16 protein-coding genes, 1 tRNA gene, 3 rRNA genes and 1 pseudogene (1 of these 21 cut by a window edge) are annotated in these 21,348 nt (G+C 50.6%); 4 read left to right on the top strand and 17 right to left on the bottom strand.

What is annotated here, in order from left to right:
- Nucleotides 1–31: 31 nt before the first annotated feature.
- The 3 genes from cysE to queA all read right to left on the bottom strand — a co-directional run bounded on the left by cysE (nt 32) and on the right by queA (nt 2,679).
- The gene (gene cysE, locus NHAL_RS09355; RefSeq protein ID WP_013032903.1) at nt 32–841 is read right to left on the bottom strand and encodes a serine O-acetyltransferase; all 810 of its coding nucleotides are present in this window, start codon (nt 839–841) and stop codon (nt 32–34) included.
- 71 nt (nt 842–912) lie between these two features.
- Nucleotides 913–1,641 (bottom strand): tRNA (cytosine(32)/uridine(32)-2'-O)-methyltransferase TrmJ, encoded by a 729-nt coding sequence (gene trmJ / locus NHAL_RS09350; RefSeq protein ID WP_013032902.1) that lies wholly within the window; start codon nt 1,639–1,641, stop codon nt 913–915.
- A 3-nt stretch (nt 1,642–1,644) separates the two neighbouring features.
- Nucleotides 1,645–2,679 carry a tRNA preQ1(34) S-adenosylmethionine ribosyltransferase-isomerase QueA gene (gene queA / locus NHAL_RS09345; RefSeq protein WP_041355601.1) on the bottom strand — a complete coding sequence of 345 codons (1,035 nt, stop codon included), beginning with the start codon at nt 2,677–2,679 and terminating at the stop codon, nt 1,645–1,647.
- Nucleotides 2,680–2,762: 83 nt separating this feature from the next.
- Here queA and NHAL_RS09340 point away from each other — a divergent pair.
- Both NHAL_RS09340 and NHAL_RS09335 read left to right on the top strand, forming a co-directional pair.
- Nucleotides 2,763–2,849: transfer RNA gene (locus NHAL_RS09340), tRNA-Leu, on the top strand.
- 226 nt (nt 2,850–3,075) lie between these two features.
- The gene (locus NHAL_RS09335; RefSeq protein ID WP_049780629.1) at nt 3,076–3,306 is read left to right on the top strand and encodes a hypothetical protein; all 231 of its coding nucleotides are present in this window, start codon (nt 3,076–3,078) and stop codon (nt 3,304–3,306) included.
- A 216-nt stretch (nt 3,307–3,522) separates the two neighbouring features.
- Here the strand turns inward: NHAL_RS09335 and NHAL_RS09330 are convergent, their stop codons facing one another.
- The 4 genes and pseudogenes from NHAL_RS09330 to NHAL_RS09315 form a co-directional block, all read right to left on the bottom strand.
- On the bottom strand, nt 3,523–4,512 hold the full coding sequence (locus NHAL_RS09330) for an AAA family ATPase (RefSeq protein ID WP_041354817.1): 990 nt from the start codon (nt 4,510–4,512) through the stop codon (nt 3,523–3,525).
- A 338-nt stretch (nt 4,513–4,850) separates the two neighbouring features.
- Nucleotides 4,851–5,701: pseudogene (locus tag NHAL_RS09325) on the bottom strand (AbiJ-NTD4 domain-containing protein).
- Nucleotides 5,702–5,867: 166 nt separating this feature from the next.
- A complete protein-coding gene (locus NHAL_RS09320) occupies nt 5,868–7,244 on the bottom strand; it encodes a DUF6538 domain-containing protein (protein WP_013032897.1) in 1,377 nt (458 codons plus the stop codon).
- Nucleotides 7,245–7,660: 416 nt separating this feature from the next.
- Nucleotides 7,661–8,035: an EF-hand domain-containing protein gene (locus NHAL_RS09315; RefSeq protein WP_013032896.1), complete on the bottom strand. Its 375-nt coding sequence runs from the start codon at nt 8,033–8,035 to the stop codon at nt 7,661–7,663.
- A 194-nt stretch (nt 8,036–8,229) separates the two neighbouring features.
- Between NHAL_RS09315 and NHAL_RS09305 the strand changes: the two genes are divergently transcribed.
- Entirely contained in the window at nt 8,230–9,054 is an 825-nt protein-coding gene (locus tag NHAL_RS09305; protein WP_083761388.1) for an esterase-like activity of phytase family protein, read from the top strand.
- A 350-nt stretch (nt 9,055–9,404) separates the two neighbouring features.
- Nucleotides 9,405–9,644, top strand: coding sequence for a hypothetical protein (locus NHAL_RS09300; protein WP_013032895.1), 240 nt, complete (start codon nt 9,405–9,407; stop codon nt 9,642–9,644).
- A 23-nt stretch (nt 9,645–9,667) separates the two neighbouring features.
- Here the strand turns inward: NHAL_RS09300 and NHAL_RS09295 are convergent, their stop codons facing one another.
- From NHAL_RS09295 to NHAL_RS09250, 10 genes are all read right to left on the bottom strand, one after another.
- The gene (locus NHAL_RS09295; protein ID WP_041354809.1) at nt 9,668–10,048 is read right to left on the bottom strand and encodes a hypothetical protein; all 381 of its coding nucleotides are present in this window, start codon (nt 10,046–10,048) and stop codon (nt 9,668–9,670) included.
- 35 nt (nt 10,049–10,083) lie between these two features.
- The gene (locus NHAL_RS09290; RefSeq protein ID WP_013032893.1) at nt 10,084–10,548 is read right to left on the bottom strand and encodes a type II toxin-antitoxin system HicB family antitoxin; all 465 of its coding nucleotides are present in this window, start codon (nt 10,546–10,548) and stop codon (nt 10,084–10,086) included.
- Nucleotides 10,545–10,796, bottom strand: coding sequence for a type II toxin-antitoxin system HicA family toxin (locus tag NHAL_RS09285; RefSeq protein ID WP_013032892.1), 252 nt, complete (start codon nt 10,794–10,796; stop codon nt 10,545–10,547). The genes NHAL_RS09290 and NHAL_RS09285 overlap by 4 nt, the downstream gene beginning before the upstream one ends.
- Nucleotides 10,797–10,872: 76 nt before the next feature.
- Nucleotides 10,873–12,690, bottom strand: coding sequence for a DUF885 domain-containing protein (locus NHAL_RS09280; protein WP_013032891.1), 1,818 nt, complete (start codon nt 12,688–12,690; stop codon nt 10,873–10,875).
- 16 nt (nt 12,691–12,706) lie between these two features.
- Nucleotides 12,707–14,056 (bottom strand): aldehyde dehydrogenase family protein, encoded by a 1,350-nt coding sequence (locus NHAL_RS09275; RefSeq protein WP_157862645.1) that lies wholly within the window; start codon nt 14,054–14,056, stop codon nt 12,707–12,709.
- A gap of 102 nt (nt 14,057–14,158) precedes the next feature.
- Nucleotides 14,159–15,577 (bottom strand): phospholipase D-like domain-containing protein, encoded by a 1,419-nt coding sequence (locus NHAL_RS09270; RefSeq protein WP_013032889.1) that lies wholly within the window; start codon nt 15,575–15,577, stop codon nt 14,159–14,161.
- Nucleotides 15,578–15,672: 95 nt separating this feature from the next.
- A complete protein-coding gene (locus NHAL_RS09265) occupies nt 15,673–17,514 on the bottom strand; it encodes an ABC transporter ATP-binding protein (protein WP_013032888.1) in 1,842 nt (613 codons plus the stop codon).
- Between the two features lie 325 nt (nt 17,515–17,839).
- Nucleotides 17,840–17,954: ribosomal RNA gene (gene rrf / locus NHAL_RS09260) — 5S ribosomal RNA — on the bottom strand.
- 82 nt (nt 17,955–18,036) lie between these two features.
- Nucleotides 18,037–20,941, bottom strand: a 23S ribosomal RNA gene (locus tag NHAL_RS09255).
- A gap of 186 nt (nt 20,942–21,127) precedes the next feature.
- Nucleotides 21,128–21,348: ribosomal RNA gene (locus tag NHAL_RS09250) — 16S ribosomal RNA — on the bottom strand (it continues 1,324 nt past the right edge of the window).
- Together the 16S, 23S and 5S rRNA genes form the textbook arrangement of a ribosomal RNA operon.

The following is a 21,348-nucleotide window of genomic DNA, read 5'->3' as shown; positions in this document are numbered from 1 at the left end:
AAAGAGTTACATAACTGACCATATTAGTCAACTATTTGACTGCCGCCGATTTGCCCTTGCCCGCTTGCTGCTTCGCTTCCTCCTCATTGCCGCCTGCAGATAATTCACAAGCCTCCAGATCAGGTAACTGCTCCTCGGGAAGTTTTCCCCCCAAGCGCTGAATCTCGGCGGCCATTTGCTCAATACGGTCGTCTAAACTCTGGATATGTTCAATTAGGCCATGAATCGCCCGCTCAATGGGATCAGGAGTATCCTGGGGGGCACCATAGGCATCAAATCCAATGCGTTTAGCCATCGCCCGGCGCTTGGCCTCTTCCTTGCGCTGCTCCTTCGATCGGGCCACATGCCCTGGCACCCCCACGACAGTAGCATTCTCCGGGACATTTTTGACCACCACCGAATTAGAACCTATCCGGGCGCCACTGCCAATATGAATGGGTCCGAGAACCTTGGCGCCAGCCCCCACCACCACATTGTCTCCCAAGGTGGGGTGCCGCTTACCTTTTTCCCAACTGGTTCCCCCCAAGGTGACTCCATGGTAGAGGGTGCAGTCATCGCCGATTTCCGCCGTTTCACCAATGACCACCCCCATCCCATGGTCGATAAAAAATCGCCGCCCAAGCCGGGCCGCCGGATGGATCTCGATCCCGGTCAACCAGCGGCTCAGGGTAGAAATGGCTCGTGCTGGCCACCTCGCCCCTAAATTCCACAGCCGGTGACTCAACCGATGCCATAAAATAGCGTGGAAGCCGGGGTAAGTGGTGACCACTTCAAAAACATTGCGTGCCGCAGGATCCCGCTCGAACACACAATTGATTTCTTCTCGCAAACCTTCAAACATATTTCCCTAATCAATAGATTCCTAGCATTAAACCAATAACAACCTATTATTGTTTCATAATTATGGCATTATCACCCTTTTACTTTATCCTGGGCAGCCGTCAAAATCCCGCGCAAGATATTCACTTCACGGATCTCAAGATGAGCGCGAAAAAATAAGCGGCGTAGGCGGCGCATCAAAAGCTTGGGATTACTCGGATTAAGAAAACCGATCTCTATCAGGGTCTGCTCCAGATGCTGAAAAAAGCCTTCTACTTCATCGACGGATGCCGGCGGCGATTCGGTGGGGCGTCGGGCAGGGGGAGAAGCTCCTGCCATAGCGGCCATCCGAACTTCGTAGGCCATCACCTGCACCGCCGCCGCCAAGTTAAGGGAACTATACGCTGGGTTACTTGGAATATGGACCCAATAATGGCAATGATCCAGCTCAATATTGGAAAGTCCCGAATGTTCCCGGCCAAACACTATCGCCACCTCCCCCTCCAGGGCCTCCTGGACGGTCAGGGCACCACAGGCCCGGGCATCTAGGGCCGGCCAAGAAATATTCCGAGACCGGGCGCTCAACCCAAACACCATTCGGCAACCGGCTATTGCTTGGGGCAAGCTAGTGCAAATTTCCGCCTGGGCCAGCAACTCATCCGCACCGGAGGCCCGCGCTGTCGCCTCAGCACAGGGAAAACGCGCCGGATTCACTAAGTATAACCGGGATAATCCCATGGTATGCATGGCCCGCGCTGCCGCCCCAATGTTGCCGGGATGGGTGGTCCCCACCAACACAATACGCACTTTCGCCAATGACATGGGTTAGCCCGCTCCCGCCCCGGTAACCAACATGGCATCGCCATAACTGAAAAAGCGATACCCCTCCTTAACCGCATGGCGATAGGCGGCCAACACTCGGTCGCGGCCGGCAAAAGCACAGACCAACATCAACAGCGTCGTCTCCGGCAGGTGAAAATTGGTAATCAAGGCATCCACGGCCCGAAATCGATAACCCGGAAAGATAAAAATCTCTGTCTCCCCCTGGTAAGGGGCAATGGCTCCTCCCGCCGCAGCGGTTTCCAACGCCCGCACCGTCGTCGTCCCCACAGCTACCACCCGGCCCCCTAGTCGTTGAGTCTCCCGTACCTGGGCACAGACCTGCTCCGGCACCTCCACATATTCGGCATGCATCCGATGCTCAGCGATGTTCTCAACCCTCACCGGCTGAAAAGTCCCCGCCCCTACATGGAGAGTGACATAGCCTAGCTCCACCCCTTGGGCCTGCAACTGTTCCAACAACGGCCCATTAAAGTGCAAGCCAGCGGTTGGCGCCGCAACCGCACCTGGGCGGGAAGCATAGACGGTTTGATATCGCTCTCTGTCAATGGGGGTCGTCTCCCGGCGAATATAGGGGGGTAAAGGCATGCGGCCTACCGCTTCAAGGAGCTGCAGCAGTGGACGAGGGTCCAAAAAGCGCAGCTCAAACAAATCGGCAACCCGCTCCCCGACTTCCACTTCAACCGACTGCTCCAGTACCAGCCGGCGCCCTGACCGCGGGGGTTTACTCGCCCGCACATGGGCCAGGGCCCGGTGCTGATCCAAAATCCGCTCAATGAGCACCTCCACTTTACCCCCGCTATCCTTAACCCCCAGAAGCCGGGCCGGTATCACTTGGGTATCATTGAATACTAACAGGTCCCCCTCCGACAGCAAGGCAGGAAGCTCAGCAAACCGCTGATCCCTGAGGGCACCAGAAGCACCATCTAAAAACAACAGACGGCTTTCTCCACGCCGCTCAGGAGGATACTGAGCAATCAAGCGCTCGGGAAGGTCATAGGAAAAATCACTTAGCTGCATAACGCTAAATTTTAGCATTATCAGCTAAAATTCCGGTTTACCTCTTCTCGAACGTCAAAATTCCGATATAATGGGGGGGCAATGCCGAGGTGGCGAAATTGGTAGACGCGCCAGACTCAAAATCTGGTGGTGGAAACACCGTGCGAGTTCGAGTCTCGCCCTCGGCACCATTCTTTATATATCCTTATAAATCAGCTAGTTATACCCTATTTTAAGCTGGCTGTATGACACGCTCTGTATGACACGTTTTCGTGCTTATATAGGGTCATTATGCCGCTTTCCCTGCCTAATTGCGGAAACTACTAAATCCCGCTCCTATTCAGCCAGTGCCTAAAGTTTACTCCTGCTTGGACGCTATAGCGCGAAATGCAACCCATAAAGGAGAAAAAGTTAGGCATGAAAATCCGCGCTGCTTATTATATAAAGCTAGCTTTAGCTGGTTTAATGCTTTCCGGATGTGCAAGCAAGGCTGGCCCATTTGTCACCAATGTAAGCAGTGATGGTGATGGCGGGCTGCTAATAGAAAAGTGCATGGTCCGGCTAGACCGCATGATCAATACTGTTGAAAACGCAGACTGCACTACCAGTCCGATTAAGCTAAAACGGGCAAGCGCTGGTATTCGTTAAATTCTCAGAGATTACTAACGGGTCCAAACTTGGGTCGCGTAGTAAAGGTGGAAACATTCTGGAAACTAGCCCCTTAGAAACCCTCACAAGGCCCCATGTCGCATGGCCTTTGGGCAAGTTTCCAGTTTCCCCCTTATAGAGAGTAAGAAACCGGAAACTAAGCAAGAATCCTGTACGGCTCGAAGTCGAGCCGGACGACTTCTGTAAGCGCAATCCTTAGAAGTTAGACACATCGGATACTGCGTGCTCCTCCTCTTCGCGTACCTGCTGGGCCTCCTTTAAGCACTCCTCCCAAGCTTTGCTACTTACTAGATCCATATCTATAGCCCTGCGCTTCCATTTGGAAATAGTGCCCTTAGTAACACCGAATCTCTCGGCCAATTCATCTTGGGAAGCACACGCCAGTTCTTTCACTGCTCGCACCATTTCCACTATCTTGGCATCTGATCGCGGCTCGACAACCCACTGGGGGCGCTCTCCAGGGTCATTCTGAAGGCTGACTCTAACGGGTGCTACCCGATCATCTCTAAGACCCCGGTATTTTTCAAAGTCAATGTCAAATGTGGCTCCTCCTTGTGCGGGTATCCTGTCGGGATGATTTAGACTAATAATCGAATTGAAAATCACCGCTTGCTTAGAGGTTCCCCGGTAGCTTCCATTGCCGCTGGTGTTCTTCCTGGCATGGTGAACTAACATGGCCGCAATACGCCCTTGCTTTAGCTGACGCAGAAACCGCATGATCGGGTTAAAGCTAGAGGCGGCGTTTTCGTCTTCCACTTCACAAAGCGTGCTGAAGTTGTCGAGTATCACAAACTCTGCCCGATGGTTCTTTATGTGCTTCATCACAATGGCTTGCCCCTCATCGGTAGCCAGGTCAGGAAACTCGACATCCAGGCTTTGATCCTGCTGAGCAAGAAACAATAGGTTATTTCTGGCTGTTTTAATATTGACATCCAGGGGCTCTATTAGCTTCTCGCATCGCTCTTGCAGATCCTCTATATCCATTTCACCGTCGACGAAGACCACACGCCTAGCTATGGGGGCATCCCAGTGATACAACTTCCCGCCGCCTGCAACGGCAAGCGCCGCTGATAGCGCGAACCAAGACTTACCCACGCCAGCAGGTGCATAGACCATGCTCAAGTGGCGCTGGGTGAGCCAAGGAGCTAATAGCTCCTCTCTTGGTTTAAACTTTTCATCAAGCAATCCACCTAGGCTGCGAGATTTTAAATTCCGTGGTTTAGATTTACTACTCACGTTATTCATGACTGGCCTGGATAAGCAAAAAAGTGAATAACTTTGGGTCCTTTCTCAGGGATTCCTTGCTGCGGGTAGCGTGCGCGCGAGATTTCGCTAGGCTACAGGTCTTTCTTAGCATCCTTCCTGAACGCTCCTGGCGGGCCGATAGGAACTATCAATCATAAGGAGTACCCCAAGCAAAGAAGTATCTAGGGCTTCTGTACCGTTCATAGAGCATCCCTGCTTATTCCATTACGGGTGGAAAGAGAAAAACTTTAAAGTCTCACATGAGGTGTTAGACGCCGCTAATCAGATACTAGGTCTATTGCATAATTTATAAAGGCTGTACAACTAACAAGCATAAATCGCGCATCACTTTTTGTGATTGAATTCTGTTCCATTAATGCATGCCTGATACCATCAGCATCTGAAGTGTATCCATACAATGATGAAAATGATGACTTTAATGCGGGATGAAGTCCTTTTTCTTTTTCGATTCGATTTAGAGCTTTACCGAGGGTCGCCTTTTCATCACCTATTAAATGTTTGCATAATGATTCAATTGCCGATATTGATTCTTTTATTGAATTACGATAATCAGGATTTTCTCGATCACTCATCATGCTTAAAGCGGTTTCTAAATGCTCCCTTACCCCTGCAAATGGGGAAGATCTAGCAATAGCTTCTTCAATAGACTGAATTTCTTCTTCTGCAGTAATTTCTGTTAACTGACCATTTACAAACCTATAAGCAGAGTTTTCACGATTCAAACATGAGTTACAGGCTCTTATAAAATCTTCCTTTGTTCGTAGTGGCCCTTTAGTGGCCACAAACTCAACAAAATCATAAATCTCATACCATTGAGCAGAAAAAAATATCTCCTTAAATCACCAACGCAATCCCAAAAGTAAGGAGGTATTGTATCTATAGGCTTCTTGTAATAATATAACCAAAGATTTGTAATTAAAGGTTGCATGTTGCTACCTTCTATATAATCAATACGGCCAGCATACGTGTCATATTTGCGTTTATTGAACTTCTCCCAGTAGAAAATCCGTAACAAACTCCAGAGACTATTCTTCAGTTCATCGTCGATAGATTCTCGTTGAATAGCTTTTTCAGCTGCTGATATTCCTTGTCTTTGAGAAAACTGCATAAAGATTTATCCCCTTTGGCCGCCATTAAGTTACTGCCCATTATTAGTACGCTAGATCGGCGGCTCCGATGAATGCTCTAGCTAGATGGCATTTGCCAAACGTAGTCAGCAATTATCCGGGAAATTAAAGCTAGTAAGAAATGATCCGCCCTATCCGGTGCCTCTTTCACAAACCCTCAGCACACAGCCGATCCACCTCAGCTCCATAGCTTACCATCGCTACAGCCTCAGCCATCTTCTCTAGATCCACACCGGGGCTATACAGGCCATAGGTGAGGCTCTGTTTCTTATGCCCCACAATCTGCTGGGCAAGCGTTTCCGACACCCCCGCTTGCTCTAGTGCCCCCGCAAAATTCTTGCGAAAACTATGGAAGACGATCCGGCTATCTGTAAGGCCCGCCTTCTCGCGCTTAAATCTTCCGAAACGCTTCGCAAAGTAATGATGGCGCTTATTATCTTCGCCACCTCGGATAAGCCCGCTGATCAAGTAGCCCTCTGTGCTGCTCGCTTTCAGTTGTTCAATGAACGGTTTCAGAAGGGGATGAATAGGGGTATCCCGAATGCTGCTTTCAGTCTTCCCTTCCGGTATATGAATGTGATCGGAATGAACATCTTCAAGGCGGGTCTCGGCGATCTCGTTCTCGCGCATGCCAGTATAGAGGGCGATCACGGTCATGGCCCAGAGGGGATCATCCTCGCCAAGCCGGGCCTTAATCTCTAGCAGTAAGTGTTTAAGTTCTTTCTGTGTCCAGACGCGGCGCTTGCCGTTTTTCTTCTCCCTGGTGCCTCGGGTGGTATCGCGGACAGATTTGCTCATCCCTCTAAAGGGATTTGAGACTGTTTGCCCCCGCTCCATGGCCCAGTTAAAGAAGGCGGACAAGTCGCTAATCGTATCTTTAACCGTCTTCTGGGAGTTACCTCGCTTTAGCAACACCTGAGTCACGTAGCGTCCGGCATCTTCCCGCGAGATCTCTTTGAGCTTCCTATCGCCCCCCAGCCAGCGAAGAAAAGCATTCACCCGCCGCTCTCTCGCCCGTATCGTTTGGTTCAGGACCTGGCGTCCTCTCAGTTCCTCTAAGTTTTCCTCGAGTGCCTGTGAGGCCAGCATGACCCCCTTTCCGCTAGAGATAATCTCATAGCCCAGCCGGACGGCAGTCACGATAGCTTCATCAACCTTAGGCTCGCCAGTCTCAGGGTCAGGCTTACCATGCCTATCAATCAATTGATCGACATAGACATCCCAAACAATTTCGGCATTCTCTGGATCTTCTAGGCCCAGGTTGATCTCGTTTCGGGTCTCTTTAGCTCGCTGAATAATGACTTCAGGGCTATCTGGGGCTATAAACCCTTGTCGCGCTTGAGCATTGAGGTAAGCCTTGATTTCCTTTACCACAGACCAGCGCCTGGCCCGCGCCTCGTGAATGTCTCGCGTCTTAAGTGAGCGGGTAATATGCTTTTTCCCAATAACTGGATAAAGGCTATCAGGCACCCTGATTCGGATATACCATGTCTGCCGTCGGCGTAGGAGATACCGCTTGTTCACTGCTGTTGAAGCCTTCTGTATGACACGTTGTGGATGACACCATAGGTCGTTAAACCCTTATCGGTCAATGGCTTCAATAGTTTAAAAAATTGCGGAAAATGGTCTCGCCCTCGGCACCAATACCTGCCATATTAAAAGAGTTTTAGCGTGTCTCGGGTCTTAAGCGTCTGGCACGATATTTGGTAGATTCTCGGGCACGCTGACTTTGCCCGTTTATTGCCCCTCTACCCACAGGGGGTATAGGCACCCAATCCCTCTCCTTCCTTTCCGCTGGCACTCTTACAAGATAGCCGTTGGACAGTATGGTTCATCAACGGCTTCCTGCCATCAGAGGCAAAGAAAAGGGTACCCGCTCGCTTTGGGAAAAGCTTTTTTACAGGCACCCCCTTCTCTCCCGACTGCTATCATCCTTCCCTCTAGTATCCCCCGCCGCCTTCCTGTGCTCCGCGGTGGTGCTCTTTCTTATATTCCTTTTTATGCTCTTTAGCGGCGGCCTGCCACTCCTCCTGAGTTACAAAGCCGTCACCATCCTTGTCCTTGCGCTTAAATTTTTCTTCCATAGCCTCTTCAAATTCATCCTTGCCAATCTTCCCATTACCATCTTTATCCAGCTTTTGGAACATCTTTTTGTGCATATCCTTGTGCATCTCCTGCTTTTCTGGGGTCCCTCCTTCTTTACCGCCTATGATCCTATGCGGTATGACAGTCTGCGCAAAGACGGGTATTAAAACCAGCGATAAGCCCCCTCCAAGCAAGAGGGAATAACACATCACCTTGTATTTCGCTGCCATCCTGAAGTTCCTCCTTTCAACTATTACTTCAAAAGGGGCGTGAAGTACGCCTTGCCTTTAAAGCGTAGAAGCTTCTGCAAACATAACAAGGAAAGGCGTTATGGCGTATCTCCCTTCTTGCGGAACAACAATAGGGCTATAGTAATTCCGCGTTTTCACAGAGATCTAAAATTATCGGCAAATTTTAGGGCAAGATTCTGTACCGAGCATGGCAAAGATGCTACTCACCGGACTCAAGGGAGGAAAAACAGGGCGTAGCACTGGCGCCAGACAATACCGATACCCTTTGGATTGCCAGTGAAGGCAATGATCCTGGCACGCGCCCGAATCAATTGGTCCAGGTCGACACAGCCGGCGCCATTCTCAATAAAATTGGTCTGCCGGCGGAAATCGAAGCATGCAGGCTTGCCTCCAGCAATACAGGCAACCTGGATAATGGCTTCGAGGGCGTTGCAGTCCTGCCAATGCAAAATGGCAGATACCAGCTACTCGTCGCCCAACAGCTTCCCTGGGACTACACCACACCTGAGTGTGAGGATTTGGACGACGAACCCGGGTACACACGCATCTGGATTTACGACCCGGTTGCCATGACCTGGGACTTTGTACCCTACGAACTGGCGCCAGTGCCGGCCAATGCCAGTTGGGTGGGCCTGTCCGAAATCACCCGGGTCGGCGACGGCAGCTATGTGCTGATCGAGCATGACAATCGCACTGGTGATTTTGCTGCGTTGAAGACCCTGATCCGGGTTAGCCTCGCGGATGCAACGGACGGCATTACCGCCGAGGAGAAGACCGTCTACGATCTGATTCCGGATCTCAAAGCCACCCATGGCTGGATCACTGATAAGCCGGAGGGTGTTGCAATCAACCGCCACGGTGAGGTCTTTGTCGTCACCGACAACGACGGCGTCGGCGACTGGTCAGGCGAGACCTGGTTTCTCAAGCTTGGTAATGTCGACGACCTGTTCGAGTTCGAGGGCGGCGATGAGGACGAAAATGAGGATGGCGAGAACTAATTAGCCGTCGAAATCTGAATTTTCGTCCTGGTATATTTGCGCCGGCGGGGCAATGACTTAGCTCCGCCGGTCCCATCTTCACCCGGACAGAGTTATCTGATGAAGTTTTTCCTGCCCATTTTCATTTCGGCCTGGGACATGTTTCTCTCTCAACCGATCTGAATGAAAATGTTGCCCTCATCGACGGCCCGACATTTCACCATGCCCGCCAGGCATTGACAAAAGCAGAGAGTAGCCGTGCCTGGCTCATCGCAGAGGGTTTTGGCGATACTCCTGATCTCACTCTATCTGCTTTATTTCACTTAATGGATGCCATTAGGTCACGCTGGACTTTGAAATAATGTGAATATGTGCGGGCTTCCCAGGGGCAACTGCAAAAAGAGGTGGCCGCCGAAGTTGGCGTCAGTCCTTCGGTAGTCAGCGAAAGTTTGAAAGCAGCCTCAGCCGAGGCAATAGCCAACGGGATTGCTGCCCTGGAAGCTACCCTCACCCAATTTGGTCCAGATAAAGAAATTTCGCCTGAGCCAGTGGATAAATCCAACATTGGGATGAAAAATAAGCATTCCTCTAAGGATTCGGAATCCGGCTGATGGAAGCCAGCCCTACTGCCCCCTCATCCCCCTTCCTCCGGCCTGTCTTCCCTCTTAAGCTCAAATGGGATTTTCACATTAAAGAAACCCATTCGCCTAAGTGTCTCAGCTAGATGCTCACGGGCCAAAGGATAAACCCGATTGATATAAACCGGCATACTTTCTTCCAAAACAGCATGGGAAAGGCTTTCACTGTCCTCTATTGAAAAAATACCATCCACTATACAAGATGTCCGGAATACCTCCTTGGATTCTTCCCCTTCAGCAGCTGAGTGCCCGACAACCGTCACCTCAATACCCACTCGGAAACTCTGGCCAGGTGCAAAACCATGTTTAGGCGTTTCCAGTTCCGCGCCAACTTTAATAGTTACCGCTCCCTTACCTTTAGGTTCGTCAGACTGCAAACGCTCACACTCACATTTGCGAAGCAATACTGATCTTAATGTAGCCGGGACCGCACTGTAGTGTTGACTGTCCACCGCTCTTCACTCTCATTTAAACCTAAATCGGTTTCCTGCTCTACGCACAACTGTATGCGATGAATATGCGTTACCTGATGTTCACTCGGTGAATCGGTAAGCCTCTGCTTTAGGGCAAGTTTGACAAATTCATTAAGCGAAATACCTTCTTGAATAGATTGAACGGCAGCCGCTTTGTGTAACTCTGATCCTACACGTATATTGAAGCTACCGCTAAAGGGTTTTTGTGGCTCACGACCGAGCTCTTCACAAGTAGCTAGATAATCGTCCACTGCCTCGACAAAAGCCTGGTCTAATTCAGCCGGAGTCTGACCTTCGTAGGTTACAGTATCCTGAATGAACTGGATCTTGCCATGCAGGCAGTTATCTTCCAGGCTTACCTCAATGGTGCCGATATAGCCTTTATGCTTGAGTACGGTATTCATGATGATTCACCGCTGTTATCCAATGCCTCAATAATCTTATCTAATTGATAGCGCTTAAGAATTTTTCCAGGATGTGGTTCGTGAAGGCTAACCAGGATGTCCTTCTCTTCATGGTAGAATTTGCGCCGCGACCCACTCGACTTATGCAGCTTGAAACCGCGACCCTCCATCACGCGCACGGCTTCGTCCCAAGTGAAATCCTTGGGACGTTGGGGCAACCGGGCAATTGCCTTATCAAACTGTGTCATAGTTATCTTAGCGTATTATCGAATTCTTGCAACTATAATTTAGTTGCCAACTAATGCAGAAGAGATGAGTACCCCGTCAAGCATTATTTTCTTTTTTTTGGGCCTCAATCCACTGTTCGACTTTACGCTCTAGGATATCCAAGGGAATGGAACCGCTGCTAAGCACTAGATCATGGAAGGCGCGAATATCAAAGTCCTTGTCAAGTTTTTCCAGGGCCCGCTGGCGTAGCGCCTGGATTTTGAGTTCGCCAATTTTGTAAGCCAGGGCTTGGCCTGGCCAGGCAATATAGCGATCGATCTCATTGATAATGTCATGTTCCGTCTTAGCCGCATTTTTCTTAAAGAAATCGATGGCCCGCTGCCGGGTCCAACCCTTGGCGTGTATTCCCGTGTCCACCACTAACCGGATTGCCCGCCACACCTCATAGGTCAACTGGCCAAACTTGGAGTAGGGATCCTGGTAGAGTCCCAGTTCCTCACCGAGGCTTTCCGCGTATAACCCCCAGCCTTCCGAAAAGGCTGTAAAACCAGAAAAACGCCGGAAGTTTGGCAGCTCTCCCAATTCCTGCTGGAGAGCAATCTGAAGATGATGGCCGGGCACCGCCTCGTGCAGGGTGAGTACCTCCATTTCATATTTTGGGCGTACCTCCGGCTTGTAAAGATTAACGTAGTAATAGCCGGCCCGGCTGCCGTCAGCGGCCGGTTGTTGATAATAACCGGTAGGCAGATCCGGTGCAGAGGAACGGGGGATGGGCTTCACCCCGTAGGGCATGCGGGGCAACTTACCAAAAAGGTTAACCAATTCAGGATCAATCTTTTTCGCGATGGCCCGGTAACCTTCCAACAACGCCTCCGAATCTTGGTAATAGAGCTGGGGATCGGTGCGTAAAAAGTGAAGGAAAGCATCGAAGTCGCCATTGAACTCTAGCTGCTCAATGAGCTGCTCCATTTGATTCCGAATCCGGGCCACCTCCTGGAGGCCGATTTGATGAATCTCCTCTGGCGCCAGCGAAGTGGTTGTGAATTGGCGGGTTCGATAAGCATAAAATGCCTTGCCATCCGGTAGCCCATGGGCGCCCACAGTCTCTCGACAGTTCGGCAAATACTGCTGGTTGAAAAATACCTGGAACTGTCGGTAAGCAGGAACAATAACGTTGGCAATGGCCTGCTTTGCTTCTTGCCGCAGCTTAGCTTGAGTGGTCGCCGGAATGCCCTCTGGCATCTTCCTAAAAACCTGGTAGAAAGGGCTTTTTGTTGGTTCAGCAACGACCTGGTGGGCAATCTGATCCGGAATCCGTTCCATAATGATCTTTGGGGGGACACGCTCTTCCGCCAACCCCCTTTTCATGAGCTCCATGGTCTCCTCGACCACCCGGCCAATTTGATTGAGCCGCCCAATCCAATCGCGGAAATCCTGCTCTCTCTGGAAACGCAAGCGCTCAGCCACTTGGTGTAAAGTCTGAACGCCCCCCTGTTGATCGAAGGGCATGAGAAAAGCCCGGTACTGGAAACCCTCTATCTTCCTTTTCAGTTGCTGCTCAAAAAGGTCATAGTTGAGCTTTTCCTTTTTGGGCAACACCGCGCGGTTAATGTCGTAAAGTTGCGCTAGGGCTTTTTGATCTGCCTCGTGACGGGCACGAATAGCTTCCAAGGAATGATCGCTCCACTGATCATTGTAACGACGATCCCCCAGGGAAGAGGCAAATACAGGATTTTCCCGCAGGTGGCGTTCCCATTCGTCTTTAAAAAGCTGGCGCAGCCGTTGGGTGGCCTGGGGTGATGCTTCCCCCTTGGGGCTAGTCTCATCCGAGGCGGTGTCCTCACGGCCAGTATCCGGTTGGCAGGCTAACAGCAGAACCGCCAAAGCGGTGAAAAAAATGGCTTTGAAGCCCATGTTACTCCTTAATAAATCATCCCAATAAACGGCGAAACCACTTCAACGCGCTTTCAGAATAAGGGGGGTATTTGAAATTAGGATCAAACCAGGTGCCGCTGTGGAGCACGCTCTTGCGGTTGCTAAAGGTGACAAACCCTTCATAGCCGTGATAACGGCCTTGCCCAGATTGATTAATTCCACCAAAAGGCAAATCGGGATTGCTCAAGTGAACCATGGCATTATTGGTAGCACCGCCACCAAACTGGAAACGATTTAAATACCAGTCTTGGCTTTCTTTCTCGCCGGTAAAAAGATAAAAAGCGAGGGGATAGGGATTTTTTCTGATAATTTCCAGCGCTTCCGATCTGCTCTGGTAGGTGATAATAGGTAAAATAGGACCAAAAATTTCTTCTTCCATAACGGGCTGTGACAAGTCTGTCACTTGCAACAGGGTAGGGGCAATATAACGCTCCTCCAAACTGGATTGTCCGCCATATAAAATCTTGCCTTGCTCCAAATAGCTTACCAGCGTCTTCCAACGCCCCTCATTCACAATGCGGGCAAGATGCTGACTGGCTTGGGAAGGATCCCCATAGAATTTTAATAAAGTCTCTTTAAGGATTTTGATAAAAGGATCGGCTATTGCCTTATCCAAGAGAAGATAATCGGGAGCGACACAAGTTTGCCCGCTATTAAAAAACTTACCCCAAAGCAAGCGCTTGGCTGCTACTCCAAAAGCCGCAGAAGGCTCTACAATAGCTGGACTTTTCCCCCCGAGTTCCAAAGTGGTGGAAATCAGATGACGACCTGCTTGTTCCGCAATCATGGATCCCACGCGGGATGAGCCGGTGAAAAAGATATGATCAAGGGGATAATTATCAATTAATTCTGGAACGACTTTGGCCCCCTCTCCTTCCACCACAGTGAGGTATTCTGGTGGAAAATGGTTGCTAATTAATTTTTTTATTAAGGCTGAAGTGTGGGGAGTGAGTTCCGAAGGTTTAATTAGCACACAGTTACCGGCAGCCATGGCAGCTACGACAGGAGCTAAGGTTAATTGAAAAGGATAATTCCAGGGACCAATGACCAGAACGATTCCCTTAGGCTCAGAATATATGCGGCTTTTACTCGGTTGAAGCGCCAGAGGGGTGGAGACTTTCTTTGGTTGCATCCACCTGCGAAGGTATTTAAGGGTATGATGAATTTCTTGATATAGAAAAGCGATTTCACTGGCATAGGTTTCCACTGCCGGCTTACCAAAGTCGGCCGCTAACGCTTGGGTAATTTCTTTTTCATGCCCGGAAATTATCCGGTGTAATTTTTGTAATTGTTGCCTGCGAAACTCCTCATCGCGGGTATTGCCATTGGCAAAAAAAGACCGCATTTTGTCTCTATCAGGGAATAAAAAATCAGGATCAGCCACCATCAAACCAATTTCATAAATGTTTTTAAAACATTAACTAGCGTAGCAGCATTGTTTTTATAATTATAGGTAAGCTGAAAACAGCCAAAAGAAACCATCCCGCAGCCGGACCGGAATAGAACGCTGGTCCAAATCCTCTAACCGTAGGATCTGCGCATCTTTCCAAGCTTTATCAAGATAATCACTGACAGTTGCCGCTAGCGTAGCATCGAATAATTCCACCCCCACTTCGAAATTCAGCCTCAAACTGCGCGGGTCCAGATTTGCTGAGCCAGCCAACACATAATCATCATCCACCATAAAAATTTTGCTATGGGCAAATGGCGGAGGCTTAAGGCCAACGCGTACCCCCCACTGCAACAACTCCCACAATGAATGCCGAGTTGCCCAATCCACATAACGCAGGTTAGATCGCTGCGGGAGCAAAACCTCTACCATGACACCGCGTACAGCCGCACCCTGGAGGGCGCCTATCAGCTCACGGTGGGGGAGAAAATAAGGCGTCATAATACGAATCCGCCGACGTGCCCCCCCTACCACACCCATGAGAGTCATCGCTAACCGATCTAAGCCCTCATCTGGACCGTCTTCAATTACCCGTGCGCGCACATTACCCTGTTCTTCCCCCTTACCGGTCACGGTGAGCACTTCACGGGTAGCGGCGTACCAGTCGCGGGCAAAGACTTCGGCTAAGCTAATCGCCGCTGGACCGTACAATTCAAAATGCACATCCTTATGAGGATTATCAATCCGAGGAGCTGCGACAAAATGACGATCGTCAATATTGAGCCCACCAAAAAAAGCATAACCCGTATCGATAACCGCGATTTTGCGATGATTGCGCAGGTTAATGTGAAGTGACGGGGGCAATAGGCGCAGCGGTAGAAACTCAACATATCGAACCCCGGTATCCTGCAGTCGCCGCCGCAAACTATGCAGTGAATACCAAGCACCTACCCCATCTACCAACACGCGCGTATCTACTCCCCGTTTTACGGCTTCTGCAAGAGCACTAGCAATTTCCATTCCAACGCCGCTACCAGAGAAAATATAACTGGAGATCCAAACCCGTGCCTGGGCGGACTTGATAGCCTCGATCAGCCGAGGGTAAAAAGCATCACCGTTCTCGAGAAAAGTGACGTTATTGCCCCCTGTCAGCGGGGTGACCGTCGTGCGCCAGCCCACATGAGCTAGCGGATGATTATCAATCTTCGGTGGCGGTTCCTGTGGCAGAAATACCTCGCCTCGCTCGTAACCAAAATAGGGCAAGGTGGACTTCCAACCTGTGACTTCCCTAGCACTGTGGTGAATACGGTTAACACCGAAAAAAAAATAGAGCAAGGGACCGGCGATGGGAAATAAAATCGAAACGCTAATCCAGCCGAGTGCGGCACGATGGTCCCGTTTGAATAATAAAGCATGGACAACCGCAAACGGCGCGGCAATAAAATGAAAAAAAAGGACTATTAACCCGCCAAGCATATAGGGCCAAGATTATCGTATTTTAATGAGTCACCTGTTGAAATAATTTTTATTTTTCAGAAACCTTGCCACTGTGGAATTAAAAAAAAGAAACTTCAAGTCTGCACCGCACCATAGAGCCTGGCATAGAGACCATCGTTACGGATCAACTCATCATGGTGGCCCTCTTCAATAATACGGCCACCATCAAAAACATAGACCCGCTCTGCCTGTTTCACGGCACTGAGGCGGTGGGCAATAATAATCGTAGTCCGTCCCGCGAGGAATTTCTCTAACTCCTGATGCAACTTACCCTCAGTCTCTGTATCCAAGGCCGATGTTGCTTCGTCCAAAATCACCACCTTGGGATCGGCCAAGATCATCCGGGCAACGGCTAAACGCTGGCGTTGGCCACCAGAGAGCCTCACCCCTTGACGTCCGACCATGGTATCCAATCCCTCGTCCATTCCTGCCACTGTCTCGCGCAATTGGGCAATTTCCAGAGCCTGCCAAAGACGCTCATCGGGCATCTCCCGATCCAGGGTAATATTAGCCCGCACGGTATCGTTAAATAAGGCGGGATACTGCAACACAGTGACCACATTCTCCCGTACCACATCAAGACCAATCTCAGTGACCGGCACACCATCGAAAAGCAAAGCACCAAATTGTGGAGGATATAGCCCCAATAGTACTTGGACCAAGGTCGTTTTCCCGCCGCCACTGGCGCCTACTAAAGCCACCTTCTCCCCCGCCTGAATATCTAAGCTGACGTGATCCAACACCCGAGGACCATTACCATAAGCAAAGCATACATCTCGTAAAGATACACTGGTGGTAAGTTTGCCAATAAAGGGATTCTGACGATGGGGATAATGGGGTTCCTTCTTTAACGCCGGCAATCGATTTAAACGTGCCAGCGCTCCCTTCGCACTAGCAAGAGCATATTGAATATTGAGCACTTCTTGCACCGGCCCCATCATGAACCATAGATAGCCAAATACGGCGAACATTTGCCCAATAGTTAAATCAGAAAACACGACCATGAGCATCGCCGTAGCTCGAAATATCTCAAAACCACAGAGGAATACTAAAAAGGATAATCGATTAGCCGTCTCGCTTTTCCATGCATAGGCAACGGAGCGATCCCGTACTCCTTGGGCTAGATCCATAAGACGTCGGACATAATGTCGTTCCCGGTTGGCAGCCCGGATCTGCTGGATAGCATCCAAGGTCTCTGTAAGGGCGCCTTGAAAGATTTCATAGGCCGTATTTTCTCTTTGCTTCAGATGCTTGACCTGTTTTCCCAACACCATTGTGAAATAAATCACGAGGGGATTCATCAGCAAAATGAATAGCCCAAGCTGCCAATTTACCCAAAGCAAAACTGCCGCTACGCCAATAATGGTCAGCACGGCCACGATAAATTTGCTGATAGTGGTACCCACAAACTGGTCCACAGTATCTAGATCGGTCACAAAGTGGGAGGCTACGGCGCCACTGCCCAATATTTCATATTCGGCCATGGAAACCTGCCTAAGGCGGGCCAGCAGATCTTTGCGTAGACGATAAGTGATGTCCTTGGCAATATGGATGAACTGGCGCATCTGCCACACCCCTAATAACATCGATCCCAAGCGCAACAGCAAAGTTAATACTAATACTGCCAATACATAGAGAATCGGCCCCTGCCAAGTCGACGGAAACAGGGCATTAAGAGTCGATACGATAGCCCCAGGTTGCTCTAATAATACTTCATCGACTAAAAGCGGCATGAGCATGGGTATAGGGACACTCGTAAGCGCAGCCAGTATGGCAATTAGCTGGGCAAAGAGCAGTTTACGGCGGTGCTCCAAAACCATTCCTAATATATATTTCCAGCCATAAGTATTGTCGGAGGATTGGGCTGGTAATGGCGCCACCGGAGACTTAAGGCCATTATTTACTGCTTGATTCATTTTGAAAAAATTCTAGTAGAAAAGAAAACCTGTCGACCCCATGGAACTAACAGGAGTTTGAGAGCGAAGGCGGGTGGCATAAGTGTCGCCTAAAGCAAGACAAAACCTAACTCGTGCTTGGAAAATAAATTTCCAAATTTAATATTTTACGCTGAAATGCCGTGACATCGAAGAGATCCGGCTCAAATCGGAGTTTTTCGTAACAGGAGGGATTAATTGGGAATAGAATTTTCCGGGATGGGTATAAAGGCAGCAAAAAATAAGCTCCCCAAAAATGAAAACCCCCGGCCGAGGATATCAGCCGGGGGTTTTACTCAGATAAGATGCCTGGCGGTGACCTACTTTCACATGGGCAACCCCACACTATCATCGGCGCTGAGTAGTTTCACTTCCGAGTTCGGTATGGGTTCGGGTGGGACCTACTCGCTATGGCCACCAGGCAAAAACTTGCTCTCTCTACGTCGGGGAAGTCTTCTCTAAAGCTCTCTCTTTGGCAATCCACCCAACTTGCTTGGGTGTTATATGGTCAAGCCTCACGGGCCATTAGTACGGGTTAGCTTCACACATTACTGCGCTTCCACACCCCGCCTATCAACGTTGTCGTCTCCAACAACCCTTCAGGAACCTCGCAGGTCCTGGGAGATCTCATCTTGAGGAGGGCTTCCCGCTTAGATGCCTTCAGCGGTTATCCCCTCCGGACATAGCTACCCGGCAATGCCACTGGCGTGACAACCGGAACACCAGAGGTCCGTCCACTCCGGTCCTCTCGTACTAGGAGCAGCCCCTCTCAAATCTCCAACGCCTACGGCAGATAGGGACCGAACTGTCTCACGACGTTCTAAACCCAGCTCGCGTACCACTTTAAATGGCGAACAGCCATACCCTTGGGACCGGCTACAGCCCCAGGATGTGATGAGCCGACATCGAGGTGCCAAACACCGCCGTCGATATGAACTCTTGGGCGGTATCAGCCTGTTATCCCCGGAGTACCTTTTATCCGTTGAGCGATGGCCCTTCCACTAAGAACCACCGGATCACTAAGACCGTCTTTCGACCCTGCTCGACCTGTCCGTCTCGCAGTCAGGCACCCTTTTGCCTTTGCACTCACTACGCGATTTCCGACCGCGCTGAGGGTACCTTCGCGCTCCTCCGTTACCCTTTGGGAGGAGACCGCCCCAGTCAAACTACCCACCATGCACTGTCCCCAACCCGGATAACGGGCCTAGGTTAGAACTCCAAACATGCCAGGGTGGTATTTCAAGGTCGGCTCCACCGAAACTAGCGTCCCGGCTTCAACACCTCCCACCTATCCTACACAAGCAGGTTCAAAGTCCAGTGCAAAGCTGTAGTAAAGGTTCACGGGGTCTTTCCGTCTTGCCGCAGGTACACTGCATCTTCACAGCAATTTCAATTTCACTGAGCCTCGGGTGGAGACAGTGTGGCCATCGTTACGCCATTCGTGCAGGTCGGAACTTACCCGACAAGGAATTTCGCTACCTTAGGACCGTTATAGTTACGGCCGCCGTTTACCGGCGCTTCGTTCAAGGGCTTCGCCTCGCGACTAACCCCATCACTTAACGTTCCGGCACCGGGCAGGCGTCACACCCTATACTTCCTCTTTCAAGTTCGCAGAGTGCTGTGTTTTTAATAAACAGTCGCAGCCACCTGGTCACTGCAACCCCCTTCCGCTCCAAACGCTCAGTCCTTCACGTACCAGGGGCACACCTTCTCCCGAAGTTACGGTGCTAATTTGCCGAGTTCCTTCACCCGAGTTCTCTCAAGCGCCTGAGGATTCTCTCCCCGCCCACCTGTGTCGGTTTCGGGTACGGTCTAACATAACCTGATGCTTAGAGGCTTTTCCTGGAAGCCGGGCCTCAACTGCTTCGCCCTTAAATAAGAGCTCGTCATCACGCCTCGGAATATGCGCCCCCGGATTTGCCTAAGAACGCTCCCTACACGCTTAAACCGGGACTTCCAACCCCCGGCCAGTCTAGCCTTCTCCGTCACCCCATCGCAGCTATGTCAGGTACCGGAATATTAACCGGTTTCCCATCGACTACGCCTCTCGGCCTCGCCTTAGGGACCGACTCACCCTGCGCCGATTAGCGTTGCGCAGGAACCCTTGGGCTTTCGGCGAGGGGGCCTCTCACCCCCTTTATCGTTACTCATGTCAGCATTCGCACTTCCGATGCCTCCAGCATGCCTCTCAGCACACCTTCTACAGCCTACGGAACGCTCCCCTACCGCGTCAATCCCCCGCAGAGGACCAACACCCGCAGCTTCGGTATATCGCTTTAGCCCCGGTACATCTTCCGCGCAGGCCGACTCGACCAGTGAGCTATTACGCTTTCTTTAAAGGATGGCTGCTTCTAAGCCAACCTCCTGGCTGTCTTCGCCTTCCCACATCGTTTCCCACTTAGCGATAATTTCGGGACCTTAGCTGACGGTCTGGGCTGTTTCCCTCTCCACGATGGACCTTCTCACCCACCGTGTGTCTCCCATGCTCTCACTTCCCAGTATTCGGAGTTTGCCTCGGTTTGGTAAGACTATACGCCCCCCTAGCCGAAACAGTGCTCTACCCCCAGGAGTGATACATGAGGCACTACCTAAATAGCTTTCGGGGAGAACCAGCTATCTCCGAGCTTGTTTAGCCTTTCACTCCTAACCACAGCTCATCCCCTGATTTTTCAACATCAGTGGGTTCGGGCCTCCAGTGGGAATTACCCCACCTTCACCCTGGCCATGGCTAGATCGCCCGGTTTCGGGTCTACTCACAGCGACTCATTCGCCCTGTTCAGACTCGGTTTCCCTTCGGCTCCCCTCTCGGTTAACCTCGCCACTGAAAGTAACTCGCTGACCCATTATACAAAAGGTACGCAGTCACCCCCCTAAGGAGGCTCCCACTGCTTGTACGCATACGGTTTCAGATTCTCTTTCACTCCCCTCTACGGGGTTCTTTTCACCTTTCCCTCACGGTACTTGTCCACTATCGGTCGGTAGGGAGTATTTAGCCTTGGAGGGTGGGCCCCCCTTCTTCAGACAGGATAACACGTGTCCCGCCCTACTCAATTTCACCTGTAAAACCCTTTCGCGTACCGGGCTATCACCGTCTACGGCCGGACTTTCCAATCCGTTCCACTAAAATCCTACAGGCTTTTGGGCTGCTCCCCTTTCGCTCGCCGCTACTCAGGGAATCTCGGTTGATTTCTTTTCCTCTAGGTACTGAGATGGTTCAGTTCCCCAGGTTCGCCTCAACTGCCTATATATTCAACAGCTGATACCTAGCCTAAACTAGGTGGGTTCCCCCATTCGGATACCCCCGGATCATCGCCCGTTTGCCGGCTCCCCGAAGCTTTTCGCAGACTACCACGTCCTTCTTCGCCTCCTACCGCCAAGGCATCCACCGTATGCGCTTATTCACTTGACCATATAACCCCAAACAACCTGGGCTATACTAACAATGCCAACATACCTCGCAAGCTCATCGCTTGCCTCGCCTTGAACTTTCTTTTACACTTCCCCTCATTTTTAAAGAGCAATTACAACTACTTGAGTGAGATACTGCAAGTAATTTGTGTGAGCACTCACGACCTGGTTTAGCGTGCTAAACTTTTTAGGAGGTGATCCAGCCGCAGGTTCCCCTACGGCTACCTTGTTACGACTTCACCCCAGTCATTGACCACACCGTGGTAAGCGCCCCCCCGAAGGTTAAGCCACCTACTTCTGGTGCAGCCAACTCCCATGGTGTGACGGGCGGTGTGTACAAGGCCCGGGAACGTATTCACCGCGGCATTGCTGATCCGCGATTACTAGCGATTCCGACTTCATGCAGTC

The organism is Nitrosococcus halophilus Nc 4 (assembly GCF_000024725.1).
GTDB classification, from domain to species: domain Bacteria; phylum Pseudomonadota; class Gammaproteobacteria; order Nitrosococcales; family Nitrosococcaceae; genus Nitrosococcus; species Nitrosococcus halophilus.
The sequence above is the reverse complement of the archived record's forward strand: the minus strand, read 5'-3'. Positions and strand labels throughout refer to the sequence as shown.

Coding starts and splice junctions, on each gene's coding strand:
- cysE (WP_013032903.1), bottom strand. CDS start 841: ATGTTTGAAGGTTTGCGAGAAGAAATCAATTGTGTGTTCGAGCGGGAT.
- trmJ (WP_013032902.1), bottom strand. CDS start 1,641: ATGTCATTGGCGAAAGTGCGTATTGTGTTGGTGGGGACCACCCATCCC.
- queA (WP_041355601.1), bottom strand. CDS start 2,679: ATGCAGCTAAGTGATTTTTCCTATGACCTTCCCGAGCGCTTGATTGCT.
- NHAL_RS09335 (WP_049780629.1), top strand. CDS start 3,076: ATGAAAATCCGCGCTGCTTATTATATAAAGCTAGCTTTAGCTGGTTTA.
- NHAL_RS09315 (WP_013032896.1), bottom strand. CDS start 8,035: ATGGCAGCGAAATACAAGGTGATGTGTTATTCCCTCTTGCTTGGAGGG.
- NHAL_RS09290 (WP_013032893.1), bottom strand. CDS start 10,548: ATGAATACCGTACTCAAGCATAAAGGCTATATCGGCACCATTGAGGTA.
- NHAL_RS09285 (WP_013032892.1), bottom strand. CDS start 10,796: ATGACACAGTTTGATAAGGCAATTGCCCGGTTGCCCCAACGTCCCAAG.
- NHAL_RS09280 (WP_013032891.1), bottom strand. CDS start 12,690: ATGGGCTTCAAAGCCATTTTTTTCACCGCTTTGGCGGTTCTGCTGTTA.
- NHAL_RS09275 (WP_157862645.1), bottom strand. CDS start 14,056: ATGCGGTCTTTTTTTGCCAATGGCAATACCCGCGATGAGGAGTTTCGC.
- NHAL_RS09270 (WP_013032889.1), bottom strand. CDS start 15,577: ATGCTTGGCGGGTTAATAGTCCTTTTTTTTCATTTTATTGCCGCGCCG.
- NHAL_RS09265 (WP_013032888.1), bottom strand. CDS start 17,514: ATGAATCAAGCAGTAAATAATGGCCTTAAGTCTCCGGTGGCGCCATTA.